Here is a 21,420-nt window from a genome sequence, read left to right on the forward strand (position 1 = left end):
ATAGTAGCATTATGAACGGACTATTATCCGGAAGACTGAAAAGTCCCAATCCTTCAAAAGAGATTTTTGCCGGGGTTACCACTGCGGTGGTCTCCCTTCCCATGGCAGTGGCCTTCGGGGTGGCATCGGGAGCCGGCGCTCAGGCGGGGATATACGGCGCAGTTCTAGTGGGTTTTTTTGCTGCCATTTTCGGCGGCACCAACACGCTGATATCCGAACCCACCGGACCGATGACAGTGCTCATCGCCGCAGTGGTTGTGAGGATGACTTCCAGATATCCGGAATACGGACTTGCCATGGTGTTCACCGTGGTGATGGTGGCAGGTATCGTACAGATCCTCTTCGGGGTGTTTAAGCTGGGAAAGTATTTCACCATGATGCCGTATTCGGTGATCTCAGGATTTATGTCCGGCATCGGTCTGCTTTTGGTGTTCAACCAGCTGCCGGTACTGCTGGGTGCGGACAGCTCCGCCTCTACGGTATATGATGCCCTTTCCAGCATTCCCGGCCTGATTGCCGCCCCTTCTCCCGCCGAATGGCTTATCGGGTTTTTCGCCCTGGCGATTCTTTTTCTCACTCCCCGTCGGCTGGCCAGAAAAATCCCGCCCCAGCTGGTGGCGCTGGTTCTGGGCAGCCTGGGAGCCATCATTCTTTTTCCCGCCGGGGATGTACGGAGCATCGGTGAAATCGGCATAGGCCTGCCGAAGCTTGTGGTGCCCCACATCCGTCCCTCCGAACTTGTTCAGATTCTCATTGACGGAACCATACTGGGAGTACTGGGAGCCATAGACTCCAGTCTTACCGCAATGATTGCCGACAGTCTCACCCGTGAGCATCATGACAGCAACAGGGAACTTATCGGACAGGGTGTGGGCAACATTGCTTCCGGTCTGTTCGGAGGACTTCCCGGCGCAGGGGCAACCATGGGTACGGTTGTGAATATCCAAAGCGGCGCCAGAAGCCCCATGGCGGCCATAATCAGATCATTGGTGCTGGTGCTTTTCGTCTTTGTGCTTGCTCCGGTGATCGGTCATGTTCCCAGAGTTGTGCTGGCTGCCATAGCAGTTCGGGTGGGATTCAACATTCTCGACTGGAGTTTCCTGGGAAGGGCGCACAAAATCTCCCGTACCGCAACTCTGATCATGTATGCGGTAATGATTCTCACCGTTTTTGTGGACCTCTTGGTTGCGGTGGCCGTGGGGGTGTTCATTGCCAATATTATCACCATAGAACGTCTATCCGGTCATCCCGCCACCCGGGTACGAACCATCGACCCCAGCGGAGATCCGGTTGTTGTAAGCGCGGACGAACAGCGGATTCTTGAGCAGGCAGAGGGCGGTATTATCCTCTTCCACCTCAGCGGCCCCATGATATTCGGGGTGGCCCAGGCCATCGCCCGGGAAGCTTCCGCCATGGATGAGAATGCGGACGTCCTTCTGGTGGATCTGACCGAAGTATCATTTTTAAGTACCACTGTGGCACTGGGCCTGGAGAATCTCATCAACGAAACACTGGCCGAAGGCAAAACGGTAATAATCAGCGGTGCATCACCGGAGGTCAGGGAAAAACTGAAGCGCACCGGACTGAAACATGCCAACCTGGATTTTTATCAATCAAGAATGGATGCCCTGAACCGGGGTCTTGAAGCGTCGGGAAAAATGAGCCAGGCTGGTAATTCATGTACATGAACTGCCCCGAAGAACCTGCGAAAGGAATTCGTCCCCCCTCTGGAGCCGGGAGTTTCATACTCGCTGCACTTGTTCTTTTCATCCTCGCCGGTCCCGCACTGCCGATGTTTGCAGATGAAACAGCCTCAGGCGGGGAAGGCAGTACCGCATTCAACATTGCCGGCATCCAGCTGGAAATATCTCCCGAACTATATGCCAGCGAAGCACACTTTATCAGCGAGATGGATCAGCAGATATCCGGACTGCTGGAAAAGGAAGCTGCGGATCTCATCGTGTTTCCGGAATACACCTCGGCATTTTTTCCCGCTTTCATGCTGCCGAACCGGATTCTCACATCTGAACAGGCAACACTGGATCAAATTGCAGCCCATATCCGAAACCGCTTCCCCGCTGAAAGCATCCGGGATTTTCTTGTATCCCAATCCAGCCGGGATACCATGGACCGAATCTGGGGAGGATTGGCACGGAAACATTCGGTGGCCATACTGGCGGGCAGCTACTTCGCCGCCCATCCCGGAAGCCGGGGCACTGAGCTGCGCAACCGAAGCATTCTGTATAATCACCACGGGAACGCCGTGTACAGTCAGGACAAGGTGTATCTTACGGAGTTTGAGCGCAGCATTCTGGGGCTTACGCCGGGCCGGCTTTGGGAAGCCCGGCCCATAGAGTACCGGGGGCATACCCTGGCAGTGACCATCTGCCGGGACAGCTTTTTCCCCGCATGGGAGGAGAGGCTTGGAAAGGTGGATTTCTGGATCGATATTAAGGCAAACGGCACCGAATATGATGCCGAACAGGCTGAAGTCTTTGCCGAAGCCCTTCCCCGGAGAATACTCGACGGGCCGGCTGAAGAGGGCATGACCGTATGCTTAACCGGAAACTTCCTGGAGCTGTTCTGGGAGGGGTACTCTTCGGTGATCCGGGAATCGGACAGCGGGAATATCATATACCTGAGCAGAAGCGATACTCCCCGGGATCAGGATATTATCCGCTATACCCTGGAACAGGGGCCATAAGTATAGCCCGGAGAAAGGACCATGCCCCGCCGATGGTTGTTCGTCAGGTGTTTATTCATCACGTGTTTTTCATCCCGGTTCATCACCCGGCAGCTGAAAATCCACCTCTGCAACCGATCCGCCATCGTTGTATTGGCGAAATTCGCCCCTCAGTTGGGAAGCAAGACTCTTCACCAGATCCATCCCGATCCCGCTGTATGTTGATTCAAGGATATCATCCGGATAGCCGGATCCGTTATCCCGGTAGCTGTAGCGAAGTTTCCCGTCATCAAGATGCTTTACGGCGATGCGGATGGTCGGCGAAGGCATACCCTCCTTGAAGGCATATTTCAGGCTGTTGGTAATCAGTTCGACGGTCATGAGTCCCAGGGATATGGCGCTGTTGATGGGAACCGTCGTTTTCTCCACATCCTCATAAAACAGAATATTGGAGCTTCCGGTATCCGCAAAACGGAGCACCGCATCCGCCAGCCGGGGAAGGTAAAACTCAAGCTCAATACTGGTGAGATCCTCATGCTCGTATAACTCCCGGTGAATCAACGCCATTGAGCGAATCCTGGACTGAATATCCCGGAGCATGCTTCGCTGACTGCTGTCGGCCACACGGTTGAGCTGAAGTTCAATTAATCCGGTTACCATGTTGAAATTGTTCTTCACCCGGTGATGAATTTCTTTGACCAGCATGTCCCGTTCCCGTATTTGGCGTTCCAGGGAAAGTTCAGCCTGTTTGCGGTCGTTCACGTTGATTACCAGGCCCACAAGACGTGAGGCTGCGCCTTCATCATCATATTCAACGATCCGGCCCCTGTCCCAGTACCATACATAATTTCCGTCTTTGGTGCGGATTCTGTACTCGGAATCGTATGCCGGGATCTTCCCTTCAAGATGATGGCGCATTGACTGAAGATTTGCCTCTGAATCCTCGGGATGAACCAGCTCAAGAAACGCTTCAAGGGTACGGGGGAAGGAGTCCGGGTCATAGCCAAGCATGGTGACCTTGGCATCGGAGAAATTCACTTCTCCAGTGTCCTTCCGCCACTCCCACCAGGCAAGTTTTCCCCCGTAGAGGGCAGTCTCCATCCGGGCATTGGCCAGCTCAAGCTCCCGATCCTTTTCTGCCATCTGCACATTAATGCTTTTAATCTCCGCATATGCAACCTGCAGTTCCTCGTTGCTGGCCTGCAGCTCTTCGTTGGATGTTTCCAGCTCCTCGTTGGTGGACTGGAGCTCTTCATTGGTGGACTGGAGCTCTTCGTTCAGACTCTGGAGTTCTTCATTGGAGGTTTCCAGTTCTTCGATGTAATTTTGGAGATTCTGCCGGTTGGTTGATAGCTCCAGCTCCAGTTCGTTAATGCGCTCATTATCTGAATTCCCGCCGCTGCCGTGCTGGGTAAGGCCCTGCACGCCGCCCTGAATGTTCAAACGCTCAAACTCGATCAGATAATAGCTTTTCATCTGGGCGCTGTAGACCAGGGGCCGTATGCGGATGCGCAGGAAGTGATCGACTTCCTCAGGGAAAAAGCGTTTAAACGGGGTCTCAGCCTTCACATGATTACGGATTGCCTGGGTCATAAGATGCTGCAGCTCTGCCTTCAATTCCGGCCTGAGCATATTCATGAACTGATTGGAAAACATCCCCTCCTGCAGTCCAATGTAGGTTTCAAGATTTCCTGACAGCTGAATCAGCTCCATCTTCCCGTTCACCACCACAAAGGGATGCCCCAAATCGGCATATAGGGTTTCCTGTATATTACTTTTCAAATCCACCGGTTCGTCACCACCACCTGCGCCCGGGGAGCTTTTACCGAATCCGGAGTGGGATCTGTATAAACTGGATGGGATCACCGTATCGAAGACTCTTTGAAACACCCGGTGTTTGGAATCCAGGACGGTGAACAGATCATTGAACTGCCCGATTGTCTCACTCTTGCCTAAAAACAGGATACCTTTGGGAAGCAGGGAATAATGAAGGATGGGCATGAGCTGGCGCTGTGTTTTCTGGGAAAAATAAATCAGCAGATTCCTGCAGCTGATCATATTCAGCCGCAGAAACGGCGGGTTTTCCACCAGATCATGGCGGCTGAACAGAATATTTTGCCGGATATGTTTGCTGATCTGTACCCCGTCATGTGTTTTGGAAAAGTACTTTTCCCGGTACTCTTCGGGGACATTTACCAGACTCTCCGCCGGAAACACTCCTTTTCGTGCCGTTTCAATGGCGGATTCATCAATATCCGTGGCGAAAATCTGGACTTTCATGGTCAGATCCAGTTCTTCCAGTATTTCATTGATAAGTATGGCCAACGAGTACGGTTCCTCACCGCTGGAACAGCCCGGGACCCACAACCTGAAACTGTCCCCCCCGGACATCTGCAGAAACGCATCTTTCAGATGCTTACTCAGTACCTGAAATGTCTCCGGATCCCGGAAAAACTGGGTTACACCGATCAGAAGCATCTGAAAGAGGTTTTGAAGCTCTGCGGGGTTTTCCTTGATATAGTCCAGGTATTCCCCCACATCTGTTTTTTTCAGAGCAAGAATCCGCTTGATAATTCTACGGCGGATGGTGGTATCCTTGTATCCCCGGAAATCAACCCCGCTGTGCCGGGAAAGGCGGTTGATCACCTGCTTGAATTGCTCATCGTTTAATTCCTGAGGACTCAGTTTGGAATCATCAAGGGAAAGGAGGGAAGCCAGTTCCTTTCCCATCTGTTCGGGACTCAGGATCAGGTCGGCCTTTCCAAGCTGGATTGCAGCATGGGGCATCCCGTCATACCGGGCTGTGCCGGGATCCTGGGCCATGCAGTATCCCCCGGCATCCCGAATTTCCCGGAGGCCGATCCCCCCGTCCTGGCCCGTGCCTGAGAGAACAATTCCCACTGCACGCTCGGGAACATCAACTGCCAGAGAATGAAATAAAATGTTCACAGACGGCTTGGGACCGATGGTATTTACCGGCTTGTGAAGATGCAGCACCCCCTGGCGGACAAGCGCATCGTTATCCGGTGGTGTAATGTAAATGGTGTTCGCCTGCAGCTCTTCACCATCTGAAATTTCACGCACTTCTCTGCTGGTTACCCTGGAGAGGAGATCCCGCAACCGGCTTTTGTAACTGGGAGAAAGATGCTGGGCAATAATAAAGGCCGAATGGGATAAATCTTCCGGAATATTCGATAATAGTTCCTGAAGTGCTTCCAACCCGCCTGCTGATGCACCGATCCCGATTATGTACTCTGGCTTCTGCATATATCACATTATAATCGGCATCCATTGTTGCGTGAACCATAGGCAGAAAAAAACAGGCGGCAACCGGATCCCGTGTACCCGCCCTTCAGAAATCATAGTCCTCTTTGAATATGGTGTCATAATATTCCGGCCGGTAGGCCTTTAAAACATATAACACCCGATACGTGTTCATCCGGCTGGGTTTCCCGGCTTCCTCCATATGGAAAAAAACCTTTCCCGGGTATCTGCCCTGATTGTTCCAGCGTCCGTCCGCTCTTTGTTTATCCACTAAGACATTCAGCGCTTCCTCCATCCTTGGATCGTAGGGGCGTCCATGCCGGGCAAAGTACTCAAGGGCCCGCAGAATATCGTATTTCCAGCGTACCGGAAAGGAAAGCAGCAGCATTGCCGGATCAATCACCTCCCCGCTGGTCTGAGAACGGAACAGCCTCTTTTTCAGGATAAACTCCTCTCCGGAAGCGATTGCAGATGCGATCTCCTCTTTCCGGTAGCCGCTTTCAAGAGACTGATACATCTGAAACGCTTCCAGCACCGAAAGAGTGGAATGGAGAGAGCTGTGGGAATCTCCCCGGTCCCAGTTGCAGTTAAACCCGCCGTCAGAATAGCGTGTGTGAAGAATGTAATCGATAATGGCCCGGGAGGCGGGTGAGTCCTTTCCGCTGTATGCCTGTACATCCAGCATCATGGCTGCAACGCAGAGATCCAGCGGGCGGCTCTTTCTTCCGCCGGGCCGGGAATGGTCGGGACTGACATTCTTTCGCTCTGCGGGCTGGTTTTCCCACTGGGTCTCTATTAAATCAGCCACGGCTTTTCTGAACACAGGATGTTCGGGGGGGATGCACAGATCCTTGAGACTTCGCAAGCTGTAATGGGTGCTGATCCATTTGGGCGAATACCATCCGCCGCCCCACATGCCGGTTTTTTCATCATAGTGTTCAAGGAGCCGTGCAGCCCACCCCTCCAATCCCAGCCTTCTTTGCAGAAGGCGGATTTGCACCTGGGGTGCATGTACCAGAAGATCCCGGTGCACCATATATCTGATGGACACATCGCCCTCAAGCAGCCAGTCGAATAACAGCATATATCACCTCAAATATTGAGTAGTCTTATCAGAATAACACGGAAGAGGGGCGGAGTGGAGGAAACAATCATCCTCCAAGCAGCGGCAGAAGCAGCAACAACGCCACAGTTGCAATACCCGCCATGGAAACCGTCTCAAGAATCATGGAAAGCCTTTCTCCCCAGCCTGTTGATAATGTATCTACCGCTGCATCCCTGCCTTTGATAAGTGCAACGGTCAATATCGCCATGCTGATGAACCCTCCCAGGGAGACTCCTGCAACGAGAAAGATGGAATGCAAAATCATATCGTTCACCAGACCAAACAGGAGTATCACCGTACTCACCGGACAGGGGATCAAGCCGATAGTAAGGGCGAGAACCCAGGGAGCTCGCCTATCCCGGGGATCCCGGCGCTGTGAATGCATTTCAGAGGGCGATTCTGACGGGCCATTATCATCTTGATGATCATGTTCATGTGAATGACTATGATGTGAATGTCCGTGATGTGAATGTCCGTGATGTGAATGACGATGATGAAAAAGGTGTGAAAGCAGATGCCAGAGACTGAAAATAATAATAATGCTGTAGCTGATAATCTGAATGACTTCACTTACTCGTCCCTGCAGATGGGAAAAGCTCACCGACAAAATCCCGTATCCGCCGAATACCAGCAATGCGGCGGAGAGACTGTCGACGATATTTATTCCGCCGGCGAGTATCAATCCTTGTGTTATGGAAGCTCTCCGGCTGCCGATGTAGCTGAAGGTAAACAACTTGCCGTGACCCGGTCCCAGAACGTGAAGCATCCCGAAAAGCACAGCCAATACGATGCTGATAAAGATTGCCCGCCCTCCGCCTTCATTCTGTATGGCCATACTGTATTCGGAAATGCCCCGGTTGAGCTCACGTGACCAATTCAGAAAAAAATCCGGGAGATTTCCTGAGTAGATCTGTACCTGTGTCGATTCCTCCGATCCCTGGGAACGAAACGGATCCTGGGCAAAAAGGGGGCTTTGGGCAAAGCCGATCCCGATGAACAAAGCAAATATGAAGAGTATCAGTGGTTTTTTCAAAATTCCCGCCATTCTGGTATTCGTATTCAGTGCACCGAAGCTTGTGAAAGGCCCGTGGGCAGCTCCCGGCAGCATGTAATATGGAGCATAGAGATCCATGCCACAATATTCCTGCCATCATATTCCTGCCCCCAAATATATAGCCACGCCGGGGCCTCGAAGACACAATAATTGTATTTTACAATCTTTGCTGCACTGTTTCAGCAATATGCAGAATAAAACAGGCCTTGACAACACGTATTACAAAGTAATATTCTCATAAAAGTATTATTTAGTAATACCATTCCCGGCACAGTTCCAAGTCCTGGGACTGTGCACAGTCCATCGGGAAAAACCAATCTGAAGGAAGGTTAGCAGTGAAAACCCATCTGTATGTATTTCTGATTATCAGTTTTCTGGTGTTTCCAATAGTCAGTCTCTCAGCCGCAGGCGGCGGCGAACAGGCCGAAGAAAACTCCGGAATGGCCGGATACCTGGATATTGAAGGTCTTCCGGAATTTCAGCCTGTTGAACTGGCTGAAGGCGAAAAGCTGAAGGTTACCGCAACCACGAGCATTATCGGAGATGTTGTAAAAAACATTGCCGGGGATAACGTGGATCTGGAAATTCTCATGGAGCGCGGCGCCAACCCCCACAGCTATGAACCCACCCCCGAAAATGTGGTTCGCCTGGACGAATCCCATATCGTATTTGTAAACGGTCTGTTTCTCGAGGAAGCGGTGATGGAAACCCTGGAAGCCGTGAATCCCCGCTATGTGGTAGCCGTCTCCGCAGGTATCGATGTTGATCATGACGAGCACGACGAACATGACGATCATGACGATCATGACGACCACGACGAACATGACGAACATGACGAACATGACGAACATGACGAACATGACGAACATGACGAACATGACGAACATGACGAACATGACGAACATGACGATCATGACGACGATCATGACCATCACGATCATGATCATGCCGGCGGAGATCCCCATTTCTGGATGAATCCCGAGTTTGTTATCCGATGGACCGAAAATATCGAGGCCGCTCTTTCTGCAGTTGATCCTGCCAACGGCGATGAGTACTCACGCCGCGGAGGTGAATATCGGGACAGTCTTCATCGGGTGAGTGAGGAAATCCGGGAAGGGGTAGACCGGATACCCGCAGAAAGTCGGAAGTTTGTGAGTGACCACGTGGTCCTCGGCCATTTTGCAGATGAATACGGCCTTGAGGTGGCCGGCACTGTCATTCCGTCAACATCGGATCAGTCCGAACCTTCCGCCCGGGAGATCAGCAGCCTGGTTGAGGAGATCCGCAGTGAAGGCATCAGTCTGATTGTGCTGGGAGAAACCGCCGGGAGAGGTCTGGTGGACTTGACGCGGAGCGTTGCCCAGGAGGCCGGCACCCAGGTGAATGTGGTCAGGGTGCTGAGCGGTTCGCTGGCTGCCCCCGGTGAAGAGGGCGATACGTATCTTGAGTTCATTGAATTGAATGCCCGGCGCATCATAGAAGGGCTGAGTACCGTGGAATAATTACGCCGATTTCCCGGAAGTATTCCGGCGATACATCAAAGCCCGCCCACGGATAATACCAGGGGCGGGCTTTTTGAATTTTGCGGTTGTGCCAGGTTGTGCGGGCCATGATTTTGACTTGTGCACAACCATATCGGTTTTCCTCCGGGACCGATCTGCACCCAGCCTATATGGAGGCCAGAATGGCATCCAGCCTGAAACGGGCAACGATCATGAGAATCAGCGATGCAAGCAGGAAGCTGCCCCCGATCACCGCAAGAATCTTGTTGGTTAATTTATTCATTTCTTTCACTCCTGTTTTGACTGTTTGGGTTCGGCTCTTCCGGAACAGATGTTCAGGAAGCTCCGTCTGTCAGTTCCCTGCGCAACATGCCGGTAAACTCTTCAGGTTCAATCTCCAGCAGTTTGAGCCGGGAGGAAATCCAGGGCAGGGCTTCCCTGGTAAACTCTTCCCGGAGGCGTTGTTTGGCCGCCCCTTCTGCACCGGCATGTATGAAATAGCCTACGCCCCGGCGGTTCTCAAGTATTTCCATCTCCTGGAGCATGGCATAGGCCCGCTGCACGGTGTTGGGATTCACCCCCAGTTTCACAGCCATTTCCCTGACTGAGGATATGCGGTCCTCAGCCGACCAGGACCCGGAAACCACCTGCTCAAGGATGTGTTCCACGATTTGTTCATATATTGATGCGCCTTTGGTAAAGTTCATCTATGCCCTCCTCTCAGGCTTCGGTTTCCCTCAATCGCAGCCAGCTGAGTGTCCAGAGACCGATAATCCACAGTGCGGTCAGCAGATGTCTGAGGGTGAATATGAGAACCGGACTGAATCCGAACAGTGCAATAAAGAACTGTTCCGGGTCGTCTCCTGATTGCCGGGCGATTTCATTTTGGACTTGATTGAAGATATCAGGGTTTTGAAAATATTGAGCAAAGATCACCCTGCCTGCCAGTCCCGAGACAACCACCAGAGCAATTGCGAATACCGCCAGTGAAAGCAGTACTTTTCCGATGCTGTTTTTCTCGAAGTAAACGCTTCCGAAGAGAAACAGGGCATTCACCGGCAGATACAAATACAATGTGTCCAGAAGCAATTTGCCGAATTGGGACGGGAAGTGGGTTCCTTCAACCCCGATTATGAGAGCGGCGAAGTAGAGAATTACCAGTGAAGCTATGTAGAGCAGGCTCATGAGAAGCCAGTAGCCCAGGGCGGTGACCGCAATTTTGGAAAGCATCTTCTCAAAGCTGAATGCCGGTCTCAGCAGGTATTCCATGTGGGATGCGGATCCCCGCTGACGGGTGAAGCTGCTTCCGGTGAGCACCAGCCCGAATATCAAAGTAAAAAGCGTGTATTCCGCCCCGTCAACCTGACGACCGTTATCCACCAGCCAGGAAACCATGGAGAGGGCAATGAAGATTCCGAATATTCCCAGGGCCGATATCAGGGCTTTTTTTCCGTTTTCGCCGATTTCAAGGCCAATGAGCCGGGCAATCCGCTGCAGACTTTGTCGTACCATGTTCATCAGGACCTCCCTTCAATGTTGCTGCGCACGAGACCAGCATTGGCCGTAACCGCCTGAAAAAAGAGTTCAAGATCAATATCATCCGAACCATCCGGTGCAATGTCTCTTGGAACCAGGGCGGTAACCCCTCCCACTGCGGGCTGCCAGGAGAGAGCTTGTTCTGGAAGGTGCTTCTCTTCATACCATGCCATGGCCAGACCTTCCGAAATAGTGCCCATATCGCCCTGAAACACAACTTCGCCGTTATCCAGAATGATCACCGGATCTATGATGTTTTGCACATCCCGCACCTGATGGGTGGAGATAATGAAACTTCGATGGGCGTCGGCCTGCTCGGCCAGAAGCTGACGGAATTTCTGTTTGGACGGAATGTCCAGTCCGTTGGTGGGCTCATCCATAATCACCGCCTCAGTGTTGCTTGCCAGGGCCACCGCCAGGAGGCATTTTTTCTTCTGCCCCAGAGACATCCGCCGCATGGACTCTCCCCGTTCAATTTCAAGTTCCTCTGCAAATCGCTTCAGATCCTGAAAACTGAAATCCGGATAAAATCCGCCCACAATGGCGCTGTAGGCATCCAGACTTAAGCCGGGAACGGCAATCTCTTCCGGAATAAACGAGAGCTTGTTCAGCGCCTCGGGATGACGAATGGCAGCCTGTCTGCCGAATAAGCTGATATTACCGCCATGGGGAAAAAGCAGACCTGCGGCAAGCTTCAGCATGGTTGTTTTTCCGGCACCGTTTTTTCCCAGGAGTCCGTAGATCCCCGGTTCGCCGATGTCGAAATCCAGGTTGGAAAACAACTGAGCATTCTTTTTATATCCGAATGCCACTTTGTTCATGTGAATCATTAGATCCTCCATACATTGTATTCGATTTCCGTATTAGTGTACCACTTATGTAGTACACTACAACACTAAGTATATATACCCGGGTTGTCAAGCTGTTTTTCTGTTTTTTTTCATTTTCATCCCCGGGAGGCGCAGTCGGCCCGGCCGGTGATTTTTCCTCTCCCATGTGATATAACCGGGGAATGCTTCAGATATATTTATCCGCATTTGCGGGCTATTTTGTGATTGTTGATCCCATCGGGGTTTCGCTGGTGTTCCATGCTCTCACCGACGGCAGGGAGCGTAAATATACCAGAACCATGGCGGTAAAAGCCGTGGGCATTTCTCTGGTCCTGGTGAGCGTATTCGGTCTGTTCGGCAAGTCCTTTCTTGAGGGATTGGGTATCGGCATGGATGCTTTCCGGATTGCCGGAGGTTTGCTCCTGTTCTACACCGCATTCGGAATGATTGTTCATCCCGGGGAGGAAGAATCCCGGGAAATCACCGGAAGCAGCCCCAGAGATATTTCAGTCTATCCCCTGAGCATCCCCATGATCGCCGGTCCCGGGGCTTTGACCTATACGGTTCTGGAGTTTTCCCGGAACGCAGGAACCCTTGAGAGCCTGCTGCCCCTCTTTCTTGCAATCTTTACCGTCTACGCCATTGCTTTGGTGATGTTTCTGGCATCAGGAAGGATCGTGAAAGTCGCCGGGCGCACCGCCAACAATGTATTTAAGCGGCTGCTGGGCATCCTTCTGGCGTCCCTGGCCATCCAGTTTATTATTGACGGCATTGCGGGTGCATTCAGGGCCTAAGAAGTTCGCTCCAGGAACAGGAGTCTACCGCCCTGCCCGCAAGCTCCTCCGGATAGTGGGTGATGATAATGGTTGGTACCGGTCTGCGGGAATGAAGCAGAAAGAATCGGTCCCATATATCATCCCGGGCGCTTTTATCCAGGTTATTGAAGGGTTCATCCATGAGCAGGGCTCTGGGCCTGAGATACCATGCCCGAGCCATGGAAAGACGTTTCCGCATTCCCCCGGACAGCTGGCTGGGAAAATGATGGTAAAATCCTTCCAGTCCCCAAAGGTCCAGCATGTGTGCCGCACGATTGATATTTTCAGCAGAGGGCGAAGGGAGCACGGGAAGCAGAGTGTTGCCCAGGGCATCCCGATGTTCCAGCAGCAGGTCATCCTGGAACAGCATTGCCAGCTCATGGGGCCGCTGAACAGTTCCCTCATCGGGGGTGTACAGCCCCCCTATTGTCTTCAGAAGTGTTGTTTTGCCGCAGCCTGAAGGACCGTGAATTACCAGCGGCCGTTCCGGTGAAACGGAAAAATTCATCCCGCTGAATATTTTGTGCCTGCCGAAGCTGACTCTGAGCTGTCTTACCTGAATGCCCAGCTGTGTGCCGGTTTGAACAGCCATTGCTGCCGCCTCATCAGACTGAACAGGCTGGAACGTGCCGGTCTGCTGCATGGGAGCAGCTGTGGATGTCCGCTCCGGAAAGCTGTAGCGGAGAATCAGACGAATGCAGAGAGACAGAACGGCCATGCTCAGAAGAAACAGCAGAGCCCAGGCAAAGAACCGGTCAACTTCGAAAAACTGATAAAATGAGTTGATGCGTCTGCCGAAACCGTCCTGGGCGGCAAACCATTCTGCGACCATTGCGCTTTTCACTGCTGTCATCATGCCAAGATGTGCGTTGGTCTTTAACGCAGGCAGGAGACGGGGGATGTAGAGTTCGGTCCAGAGGGTCCGGGGCCTGTTGTTATATATCCTGAAAAGCTGGTATTCGTAATCCCTGATCTGACGGCGGGCTTCCACGATGTGACTGAGGAGCAATGGAGTGGTTACCAGAAACGCCACAGCGGGGGCGGCGGCCCCTTTGGTACCCAGCCACAGCACCAGAGGAGTAATCCAGAGCAGAGGGGGCGCTCCTTGAAGAAGAAAAACCGGGAAAAACGCAACCCTTCTACTGAAGCCGCTGCCGCCGATGAGCAGCCCAAGGGGAATGCTGATAATCCATGCGGCGGCAAACCCCAGCAGGGCACGGGACAGGGTCCTGGACAGCTCAACCAGAAAATCAGCAATGAGCCCCGGAGACGCAATAAGATCCAGAACCCTGCCGGGCCCCGGTAATACTCCCGGCCCGGCAAGCACGCTCCCTCCCCACCAGAGCAGGAAAAAGAGTATCAGTCCGGCGGAATATTCGGCCATTCTCACCGCAATCTGATACATCCCCTTCCCGGCAGCATCAATATGTGTGGAATTCCGCACCCGGATCCTCGATGTTCATAATGCGGGAATAGAGTTGAATGAGTTCGACCTCTTCCTCTTCACCGGGGAAATCAAAAAGGGCCTGCTGAAGGCCTCTCTGAATCACCGGAGCGGGAAGTTCGAAATACTCAGCGTATTTGTTGCCATAATATGCGGGATCTTCAACAATCTCTGCGGTAATTCGGGAAAGACGGTCCTGCAGCTGCTCCAGTTCATCGGATACTCGGGCTGCAGTTGCTTCCAGGGCAAACACGCTCACCTGGGGACTGCGCATCTCCCCTCCGGAAAGCAGTGCATAACTGTCCTGGATGGTTTGAAAGCGAAAAGCATTGCCCGAAGCTTCCAGCTTGCTGGCGATGGGTTCCACCAGAACGGCGGCATCCGCCTTACCCTGAACCAGCAGTCCTGCTGCCTGGGGAAAGGGTGCATATGACAGCTCAATCTCATCTGCCAGCCCCAGCTCTTCCAGAAGTGCGGAAATCTGTACTTCAATGGGACTGCCTTCAAAGGGCACATAGATGCTGCCGCCACTCAATTCCTCCAGGCCGGAAATTTCTGAAGATGTCATGATAGAAGATATTCCCCAGACATGACCAAAAAGATAGCGGATATCCCCTGCAGCCTGATACCGAGTGTAGCCCACAGTAAAACCTGAAGCCAGCAAATCGATCTCGCCATTCAGCAGCTGTCCCAGTGCCTGGGGATGATCGGTAAAATCCCTGCCTTCATAATCCCCGGGGTGACGCTCTGCCAGCTCCAGAAACGGAATTGAACTGATGGTTTTGGGATATGCCATGGAGATTTGACCATCAGTCTCCGGTGACGGTGATGCAAAAAGCACTGCAGAGAAAACTGCAGCCAGCATGAAAGACGCAATATTTTTGTTCATTCGAAACTCCTTATGATAGCCGACGAGGCATTTTGCATTTACCTCGCCGCTGTTCTATCTTATTCTTAGGTACATACGGGGCAATTCCCCGGCGCTGAAAGATCCACGGATCCGGAAGCACAGAGGATATACTACACATGCACAGCAAAATGAAAAAGCCCCATCTACTGCTCCTCCACAATGGTTTTCAAAATGCCGGAACATGGGATGCGCTGCTGCCCCGGCTCTCCGATCTCTTTCACCCCCATGCACCCAACCGGCACGGCTATGATCCCCACAACGAACTGGTGTTCCCCGACAGCGGCGCAGGTGAAACCCTGGACAGCATAGAGTCGGGTCGGCTCGAATTGGAGCAGTGGATCAAAAACAACATCCCTGAAGATGAAGAGTATTTCATCTGGGGGCATTGCCTGGGCGGCGCAATCGCATCGGCCTATGCGTCCACCGCTCCCCGGGGATTGCGTGGGATGCTGTGTGAAGCCTGCGGATTCTTTTCCAATGAAACTCTGGCCCATAAGGCTGAACTGCTTGTCCCGCCGTTTGAAGAACTGCCGCCGGAAATTCAATCATCGTTCCGTGAACAGCACGGGCATTCACGGGCTGAACGTTTGTGGAAGATTATCAGCACCCACAGGGACAGCTATATTATGAATCCCGATTACAGCATTCTGAATATTCTTGAAAAGATTGAAGTTCCCGTTATTCTTTGGCAGGGCGACAGGGATCCCTATTTCACTCCCCAGCACAGCAGGAGAGCCCTCACCCATCTGCAGCGGGGGCGGCTGCAGATTGAGCCCGGAGGGAAGCATGACATGCACAATCAATTTCCCCTGAAGGGCATCGACCTGGTGAGAGACCTTCCGGACTGATCAGTGGCGGCAATGGCCTGCATGCCCCTGATGATCGCCGTCATGGTCTCCATGTTCCGTACACACCCCGCTGTCGGTGCTGAGATTGAGAGAACCTGAGGCATAGGCGGACATGAGGGCGTCCAGACGACCGGGAGCCTGCAGGGGAAACCGGCAGGTAATTCCCGCTGCTTCAAGTTTCCGGATAGCCCCCCGGCCCATACCCAGACAGACCACAGTGCTGACATTCATGGCAATCAGCTCCTCCACCGGCGCACAACCCTGGCTTCGCCGGTTGGCGCAGTCGAAAAACTCGGGCTCGGTGGACGACTGGTCAAAAATGGCGAAGAAGGGGGCGGAACCGAAATGCCCTGAAAGAGGGCTGTCTGCTTTGTTTTGTAAAACTGGTACGGCGGTTTTCATATGAAATCTCCTTGTGGTAATGGGCTGGTTTTCTCCAGGGCCTTCCCGGTTGGTATTAGGGATCAGAAACTGATACAGCCGCCTCAACGGCTTCAATTTCCGCACAATACTCAGATGCATTGATTGCCAGAGCATCTCCTGCGGCTAAAGCAACGGCCACCTTTTTCCGGGCGGATTTGATAATCAGCCCGAATGACTGGCGTGAGATGCCCATTTTTTCGGCTGCATCTGCATGATACAGCCCCTGGGCGTCCGCAAGTCTGAGGGCTTCAAATTCATCCAGTTCAAGTGTCTGTACCTTCAGTTCCCGCATCGGCACCCCCCGGGGTTTAAAAAACCGGGAGCCGGGATTTCCTGATATTTTTCTACAGCCCTTTATTCTTGGCATATGCTAATTATAGTATCAAAAAAAGGACCTGTCCATATACGGCAGGTCCATTTTCCCTGTTCTGAAAAATGCAGGTTCTGAATCAGGAATCTTCCCGGGCGGCAGAACTGCCGCCTTTCAAATTCAGGGGGATGAGCGCAGGAGTTGAAGCCTGAAACCGCTCATACTCCGGATATTTAGAGGCGGTTATCCCTTCGGTAAATGCGGTGGAACCGACGAAAAGAACACTGAGCAGCACGGCACCGCTGATGCTCCAGTGAAAGAGGGTGGCCTGCACGGCTGCGGAAAACAGATACAGACTCCACCACACCCCCAGTTCACCCAGATAGTTCGGATGCCGGATTATGGAGAAAAGCCCGGAGGAGAGAAAGCCCTGGGAAATATCATCTTTCCATGGGTATGCTGCCAACCATTGAGCATCTTCCTCCCGGGGCTTCCCGGCCCCGGTAGTCTTCCCGGCTACTGGAGTCTTCGCTGCCTTACTCAATGCCTTCGCTTTGTGGAAATCCCACTGCTGCTGATCTGCAACGGTCTCCAGACCAATGAAAAACAGCATGGCTGCCAGAGCGGCGTACCCCGCCGGAGGAATGGCGGTAAACAGATCGGAAACAGATCCGGATACTGCCGCGCTCATGCGGCTCAGGGGTGCAAGGGGTGAAGTAAAAAGAATAAACAGCCCGATTTGGAAGCCGCAGATAAACAGCAGATTAAACAGCTGCCACAGCCATTCGTTTCCGATTCTTTTTCTGAGGATGGGCCATCGGTAATCCTCCATACCGCTGTACCCCCCGCGGCGGGCAAAATTAAACGTGAGCCGTGCACCCCAGAGGCTGACAACTATCACCGGAAGAAGCACTATGGGTGAAAAATCCGCCTTGAGAGCATAAATCCAGGCAAACAGCACGGGAGCCGTACTCCACAGGCGGTCCACCCATGAATAATCGGAAGTTATCATTCCGAAGAGAAAACTCATTATTCCCAGAGAAAGGGAAATGAGTATTACCAGTTCCAGAGCGGAAGCCTTTTCCGGGATCTGAACAACAGACCCCGAATATGCCAGGGCTCCCATTGCGGCGAAGAGTACTGCTGCAGCTGCAAGCATCAATATACATCGTTTCATAAGAAGGTATGACTCCCCTGAAAAAAGCTTGATGGTAAATTCAAAAAAACCCGGAAAAATTGGTCGGGGAATCCAGCCCCATAGGGGGAGATAACCCTATGGGAGGGCCCCCGCCACTTTCTTTACCGGCTATTTATCTGTACCCCCACCCCGAAGGGCTTTCCCTTTCCCCTTTTCGCTTCTAACAGAGTGCATATCCATCCGGAATTGGTTTTGACCCATCTTCGGGAAACAGGTATCCCCTGATTCTGCGAATGTTAACCATCATGGCACTCAAGACCATCATGGTGGTAACCCGATGCCTGCCCCGCACTGGTAGTTTACAGAGATGGCCACCAAAGGGGTGAATAACACTTCGAACGGTACTCTCTATTGATGCCCGCTTATTGGTAATCTCTTTTCCTGTTTCTGCTACCTGCTTCCTGGTGGCGGCAACCCGCAAATCGGTCGCAGTAAAATGAAGAACATAACTTGGTCGCTTTTTCAGCCGCTTTGCCGGGCACTGGTTGACAAAGGGGCAAGCCTGACAGCCGTCGGCAGAAAACCCGGCGGTATAGCGGTCTGCTGCTTTTTTACTTTCCCGCAGCTCCCCGCCCTGGCCATTTGGACAGATGATAGCAGTCACCTTTCCTTCACTGGTTCGAGTGACGGTGAAATCTTCCAGGCCCACTCTCGTCTTCTCTTTTTTCCTTCCCTTGATGGCACTCACGTGCTGGCTTACCTGATATGTTGCTGTTGCCTTGGCTGCCGCCTCTCCCGTATACCCCGCATCGGTATACACTTCATCGATTCCCTCCCGCTCTTTCAGGTTCTCAATATCTTCGGCCAGAAATTGCTGGTCATCGGTTATGTTTGGCGCCACACTTACCCTGCTGATGAGTTGGAGATTATTATCTTCATCGCAAGTTTCCGTGATATTTGCACCATACCCCCGGGAGCTTTCTCTGCTTTTCGTCCTGAAGGTGGCCTCTTCATCATCAGGAGACTGCAAGGTGCTACCACCGAGTTCTTTACTTTCTCGCACAACGATAGATTCCTGTTCAAAACGAAAGTGTTCACCAAAAACCCTGAAGGCCTGCTGGTACGCTTTTTCATCTCCGTGCACGTCTTCAAAACATTCCAGCATAGTCGATAGATCTTTTCCAAGCTGCTCAAGTCGCCCGTCCATCTCGTCCCGTTTCACCCGGCAGCAATAGTGCAGGGAGTCTTCTTTCACATACCTGGCAAACAGCTGCTCATACGCTTTCTGTTCTTCTTCACTGAGCATACGGTAAAAGCGATGGATGATTTCTACCAACAGCTGCAGACGGCTCATCTTGCGGATGTTACTCTGCACCATGGTTGAATCCATCCGCTGTAGGCCGGTTTTTATCTGAAACTGTTTCAATTGCTCGTCGGTTATCTGTTCACTTGCCTTGTGAATCAGATTAACCCTGTGTTCCTCTTCATAGGCACTCACCGCTGAGCGGAAGTTGTAGATAGTACGCAGCTCAAAGTTTCCTTCGTCAAAGTCCTTCAAGCCCAGGGCGTAGCGGAACTTCAGATCAAACATGAAATGATCATAGAGTCGCTCGTCACTTAAGCCGAATCCGGATTTGAGGGTTTCAAAGCCTACCAGAATATTGATAGGCGTGTTGGGCCGTGAATGCTTATCACTGTAGAGAACGGAGAAGACCTCCTCGTTAATCCTGCAGAAATATTCATGGTAGAAAACCTGTGCCCAGGACTGTTCAAGGTGTTTTCTTGCAGTCTCAGGAAGTTGGTCCACCGATGTAAACATTCTCTGCTGCTTATGTCCTTCGTTCTTTCGAAACATCCGCTCCCCCCGATGCGGAATTTTACCCTATCAACAAAATTTTGGGAATTCCCTACCTTTTTTCAGGGGAGTCAGGTATATTACCCCCTGTCTATGCCAGCTGGCAAGATTCAGGTATGATGCAGGAATGAATCAATTGCTGGGTCTCGTGTTTTCTTTCGGATTCGTGTTTATTGTCATGGCAATCTCCAGTATCCTTCTGTCTTCAGGCCGTCTCAGTCCTCCGGCAGCCAGAAAATTCATCCACATTGCGGTGGGTCATTGGTGGTTCATAGCCATGTTCACCATGCAGGATCCGGGCATAGCCGTCATCGGCCCCATCTTCTTCATTGTCATCAACTATGTGATATACCGCACAAAGCTGCTGCCTGCCATGGGGGACGCCGGATCCAATCCCGGGACTGTGTACTATCCGGTGAGCCTGCTCATACTTGTGGTTCTCACCTGGTACACTCCCCTGCCGAAATGGACCGGAGGATTGGCAGTGATGATTCTCGCCTGGGGAGACGGGCTTGCGGCTGTTGCAGGCGAAAGAAATGGTAAATCGGGAAGAAAAATTCGTGTTCCCGGCGGGAGAAAAAGTCTGGCCGGCACCATGGCCATGTTCGGCGCATCCCTTGCTGCCGCATTGATCATGCAGCTTCTGTTTTCGGGTGCCGCCGGTCTGCCGGAAATCATGGCAACAGGATTGCTCCTGGCAGCAGTCGCCACCCTGGTGGAACTCTATACTCCTTTCGGGTTGGATAATCTGACGGTTCCGCTGAGTTCGATTCTGGTGTTCCGGCTCTTGACCGGACTGTTTAGTTAGGAGTGGAGATGAGGGATTTTCTCATACTTGGTCCGCTGGAAAATCTGAATGCGGCCTTTCTTTTTATACGAATCAGCGCAGCTGTTGCGGCAAATCTTTTGCTGGCCTACACCGCTTACCGCAAAGGGAGCGTGGATGGGTCCGGGGCGGCGGCGGGGTTCGGTCTGGGATTCGCGATATATCTTGGGGGCGGTATCAGCGCATGGTTTGTTCTGGGGCTGTTTTTCGTGAGTTCTTCACTGCTGAGCCGGCTGGGAAAAGTTCAGAAAACCCTGCTTGAAAAGATTCATGACAAAGGAAGCATCAGGGATGCCTGGCAGGCGGGTGCAAACGCCGCCCCGGCAGCGGCATGCATGCTGGGCTTTGCGGCCACCGGATCGCCCATGTTTGCAGCGGGATTTCTCGGTTCCATGGCCTGTGCGGCTTCGGACACCTGGGCAAGCGAACTGGGCGTCCTTTCCGGCGCCCGCCCCAGATCCATTATCAGCTGGAAGCCGCTGCAGAAGGGACAAAGCGGCGCAGTTTCCATTCCGGGAACCCTGGCTTCCGCAGCGGGTGCGGGAACCATCGCTCTGGGATCGGTGCCTCTGCTTTACCTGCTTCCCGGAGGATTTCTCTGGAAGGCTATCGCCCTGCCCGCTGCCGTCAGCGGATTTGCGGGCAGCCTCATAGATTCCGTACTGGGTGCCACGGTCCAGGCACTCTATGAAGATTCCCATGGAAATTACACGGAAAAACGCTATGAAACCCTCTACTCCGAGAACCGCGGCGACATCAGAATTGCCACCCGGCTTGTGAAGGGCTACAGCTGGATAACCAACGACATGGTAAACATTATCTCCAACGCTGCTTCAAGCCTTCTGGCAATCACCGGTTACCTCATCCTGAGCTGACT

At 52.5% G+C, this 21,420-nt stretch carries 19 protein-coding genes; 7 read left to right on the top strand and 12 right to left on the bottom strand.

What is annotated here, in order from left to right; all coding sequences use genetic code 11:
• The first annotated feature begins 11 nt into the window (after positions 1–11).
• Together L21SP2_RS12060 and L21SP2_RS12065 are read left to right on the top strand one after the other, a co-directional pair.
• Positions 12–1,688 carry a SulP family inorganic anion transporter gene (locus tag L21SP2_RS12060; RefSeq protein WP_024268810.1) on the top strand — a complete coding sequence of 559 codons (1,677 nt, stop codon included), beginning with the start codon at positions 12–14 and terminating at the stop codon, positions 1,686–1,688.
• Entirely contained in the window at positions 1,679–2,704 is a 1,026-nt protein-coding gene (locus L21SP2_RS12065) for a nitrilase-related carbon-nitrogen hydrolase (RefSeq protein WP_041401543.1), read from the top strand. Before L21SP2_RS12060 ends, L21SP2_RS12065 begins: the two co-directional genes overlap by 10 nt.
• Before the next feature lie 69 nt (positions 2,705–2,773).
• On the opposite strand, the gene L21SP2_RS12070 is transcribed toward L21SP2_RS12065, so the two are convergent.
• The 3 genes from L21SP2_RS12070 to L21SP2_RS12080 form a co-directional block, all read right to left on the bottom strand.
• Positions 2,774–5,950, bottom strand: coding sequence for a CheR family methyltransferase (locus L21SP2_RS12070; RefSeq protein WP_024268812.1), 3,177 nt, complete (start codon positions 5,948–5,950; stop codon positions 2,774–2,776).
• Positions 5,951–6,035: 85 nt separating this feature from the next.
• Positions 6,036–7,031, bottom strand: coding sequence for a prenyltransferase/squalene oxidase repeat-containing protein (locus tag L21SP2_RS12075; RefSeq protein WP_024268813.1), 996 nt, complete (start codon positions 7,029–7,031; stop codon positions 6,036–6,038).
• 67 nt (positions 7,032–7,098) lie between these two features.
• Positions 7,099–8,184 (bottom strand): nickel/cobalt transporter, encoded by a 1,086-nt coding sequence (locus L21SP2_RS12080; RefSeq protein ID WP_024268814.1) that lies wholly within the window; start codon positions 8,182–8,184, stop codon positions 7,099–7,101.
• A gap of 257 nt (positions 8,185–8,441) precedes the next feature.
• Here L21SP2_RS12080 and L21SP2_RS12085 point away from each other — a divergent pair, with 257 nt between their 5' ends.
• On the top strand, positions 8,442–9,608 hold the full coding sequence (locus L21SP2_RS12085) for a metal ABC transporter substrate-binding protein (RefSeq protein WP_024268815.1): 1,167 nt from the start codon (positions 8,442–8,444) through the stop codon (positions 9,606–9,608).
• 335 nt (positions 9,609–9,943) lie between these two features.
• Here L21SP2_RS12085 and L21SP2_RS12090 read toward each other — a convergent pair whose 3' ends face one another.
• From L21SP2_RS12090 to L21SP2_RS12100, 3 genes are read right to left on the bottom strand one after another with little or no spacing between them, the layout of a single operon-like run.
• Positions 9,944–10,315 carry a GntR family transcriptional regulator gene (locus L21SP2_RS12090; protein WP_024268818.1) on the bottom strand — a complete coding sequence of 124 codons (372 nt, stop codon included), beginning with the start codon at positions 10,313–10,315 and terminating at the stop codon, positions 9,944–9,946.
• A 13-nt stretch (positions 10,316–10,328) separates the two neighbouring features.
• Positions 10,329–11,126, bottom strand: coding sequence for a hypothetical protein (locus L21SP2_RS12095; protein WP_024268819.1), 798 nt, complete (start codon positions 11,124–11,126; stop codon positions 10,329–10,331).
• A complete protein-coding gene (locus L21SP2_RS12100; RefSeq protein ID WP_024268820.1) occupies positions 11,126–11,974 on the bottom strand; it encodes an ATP-binding cassette domain-containing protein in 849 nt (282 codons plus the stop codon). Before L21SP2_RS12100 ends, L21SP2_RS12095 begins: the two co-directional genes overlap by 1 nt.
• 182 nt (positions 11,975–12,156) lie before the next feature.
• Between L21SP2_RS12100 and L21SP2_RS12105 the strand changes: the two genes are divergently transcribed.
• Entirely contained in the window at positions 12,157–12,768 is a 612-nt protein-coding gene (locus L21SP2_RS12105) for a MarC family protein (RefSeq protein WP_024268822.1), read from the top strand.
• Here the strand turns inward: L21SP2_RS12105 and L21SP2_RS17415 are convergent.
• Entirely contained in the window at positions 12,758–14,233 is a 1,476-nt protein-coding gene (locus tag L21SP2_RS17415; protein ID WP_053335693.1) for an ATP-binding cassette domain-containing protein, read from the bottom strand. The two genes, L21SP2_RS12105 and L21SP2_RS17415, sit on opposite strands and share 11 nt — an antisense overlap.
• Entirely contained in the window at positions 14,211–15,122 is a 912-nt protein-coding gene (locus L21SP2_RS12115) for an ABC transporter substrate-binding protein (RefSeq protein ID WP_024268824.1), read from the bottom strand. The genes L21SP2_RS17415 and L21SP2_RS12115 overlap by 23 nt, the downstream gene beginning before the upstream one ends.
• 137 nt (positions 15,123–15,259) lie before the next feature.
• Here L21SP2_RS12115 and L21SP2_RS12120 point away from each other — a divergent pair, with 137 nt between their 5' ends.
• Positions 15,260–15,991, top strand: a complete 732-nt coding sequence (locus tag L21SP2_RS12120; protein WP_024268825.1) for an alpha/beta fold hydrolase — start codon at positions 15,260–15,262, stop codon at positions 15,989–15,991.
• Here the strand turns inward: L21SP2_RS12120 and L21SP2_RS17420 are convergent, their stop codons facing one another.
• From L21SP2_RS17420 to L21SP2_RS12145, 4 genes are all read right to left on the bottom strand, one after another.
• On the bottom strand, positions 15,992–16,393 hold the full coding sequence (locus L21SP2_RS17420; protein WP_024268826.1) for a NifB/NifX family molybdenum-iron cluster-binding protein: 402 nt from the start codon (positions 16,391–16,393) through the stop codon (positions 15,992–15,994).
• Between the two features lie 55 nt (positions 16,394–16,448).
• The gene (locus L21SP2_RS12135; protein WP_053335694.1) at positions 16,449–16,781 is read right to left on the bottom strand and encodes a DUF134 domain-containing protein; all 333 of its coding nucleotides are present in this window, start codon (positions 16,779–16,781) and stop codon (positions 16,449–16,451) included.
• An 82-nt stretch (positions 16,782–16,863) separates the two neighbouring features.
• Complete coding sequence (locus L21SP2_RS12140) at positions 16,864–17,901, bottom strand: DUF1295 domain-containing protein (protein ID WP_081719611.1); 1,038 nt, start codon at positions 17,899–17,901, stop codon at positions 16,864–16,866.
• Positions 17,902–18,082: 181 nt separating this feature from the next.
• Complete coding sequence (locus L21SP2_RS12145) at positions 18,083–19,717, bottom strand: transposase (RefSeq protein WP_024268226.1); 1,635 nt, start codon at positions 19,715–19,717, stop codon at positions 18,083–18,085.
• 127 nt (positions 19,718–19,844) lie between these two features.
• Here L21SP2_RS12145 and L21SP2_RS12150 point away from each other — a divergent pair, with 127 nt between their 5' ends.
• A complete protein-coding gene (locus L21SP2_RS12150; RefSeq protein WP_024268829.1) occupies positions 19,845–20,525 on the top strand; it encodes a diacylglycerol/polyprenol kinase family protein in 681 nt (226 codons plus the stop codon).
• Between the two features lie 8 nt (positions 20,526–20,533).
• Complete coding sequence (locus L21SP2_RS12155; RefSeq protein ID WP_024268830.1) at positions 20,534–21,418, top strand: DUF92 domain-containing protein; 885 nt, start codon at positions 20,534–20,536, stop codon at positions 21,416–21,418.
• Positions 21,419–21,420: the final 2 nt, after the last annotated feature.

It is taken from the genome of Salinispira pacifica, assembly GCF_000507245.1.
Taxonomy (GTDB): Bacteria; Spirochaetota; Spirochaetia; order DSM-27196; family Salinispiraceae; genus Salinispira; species Salinispira pacifica.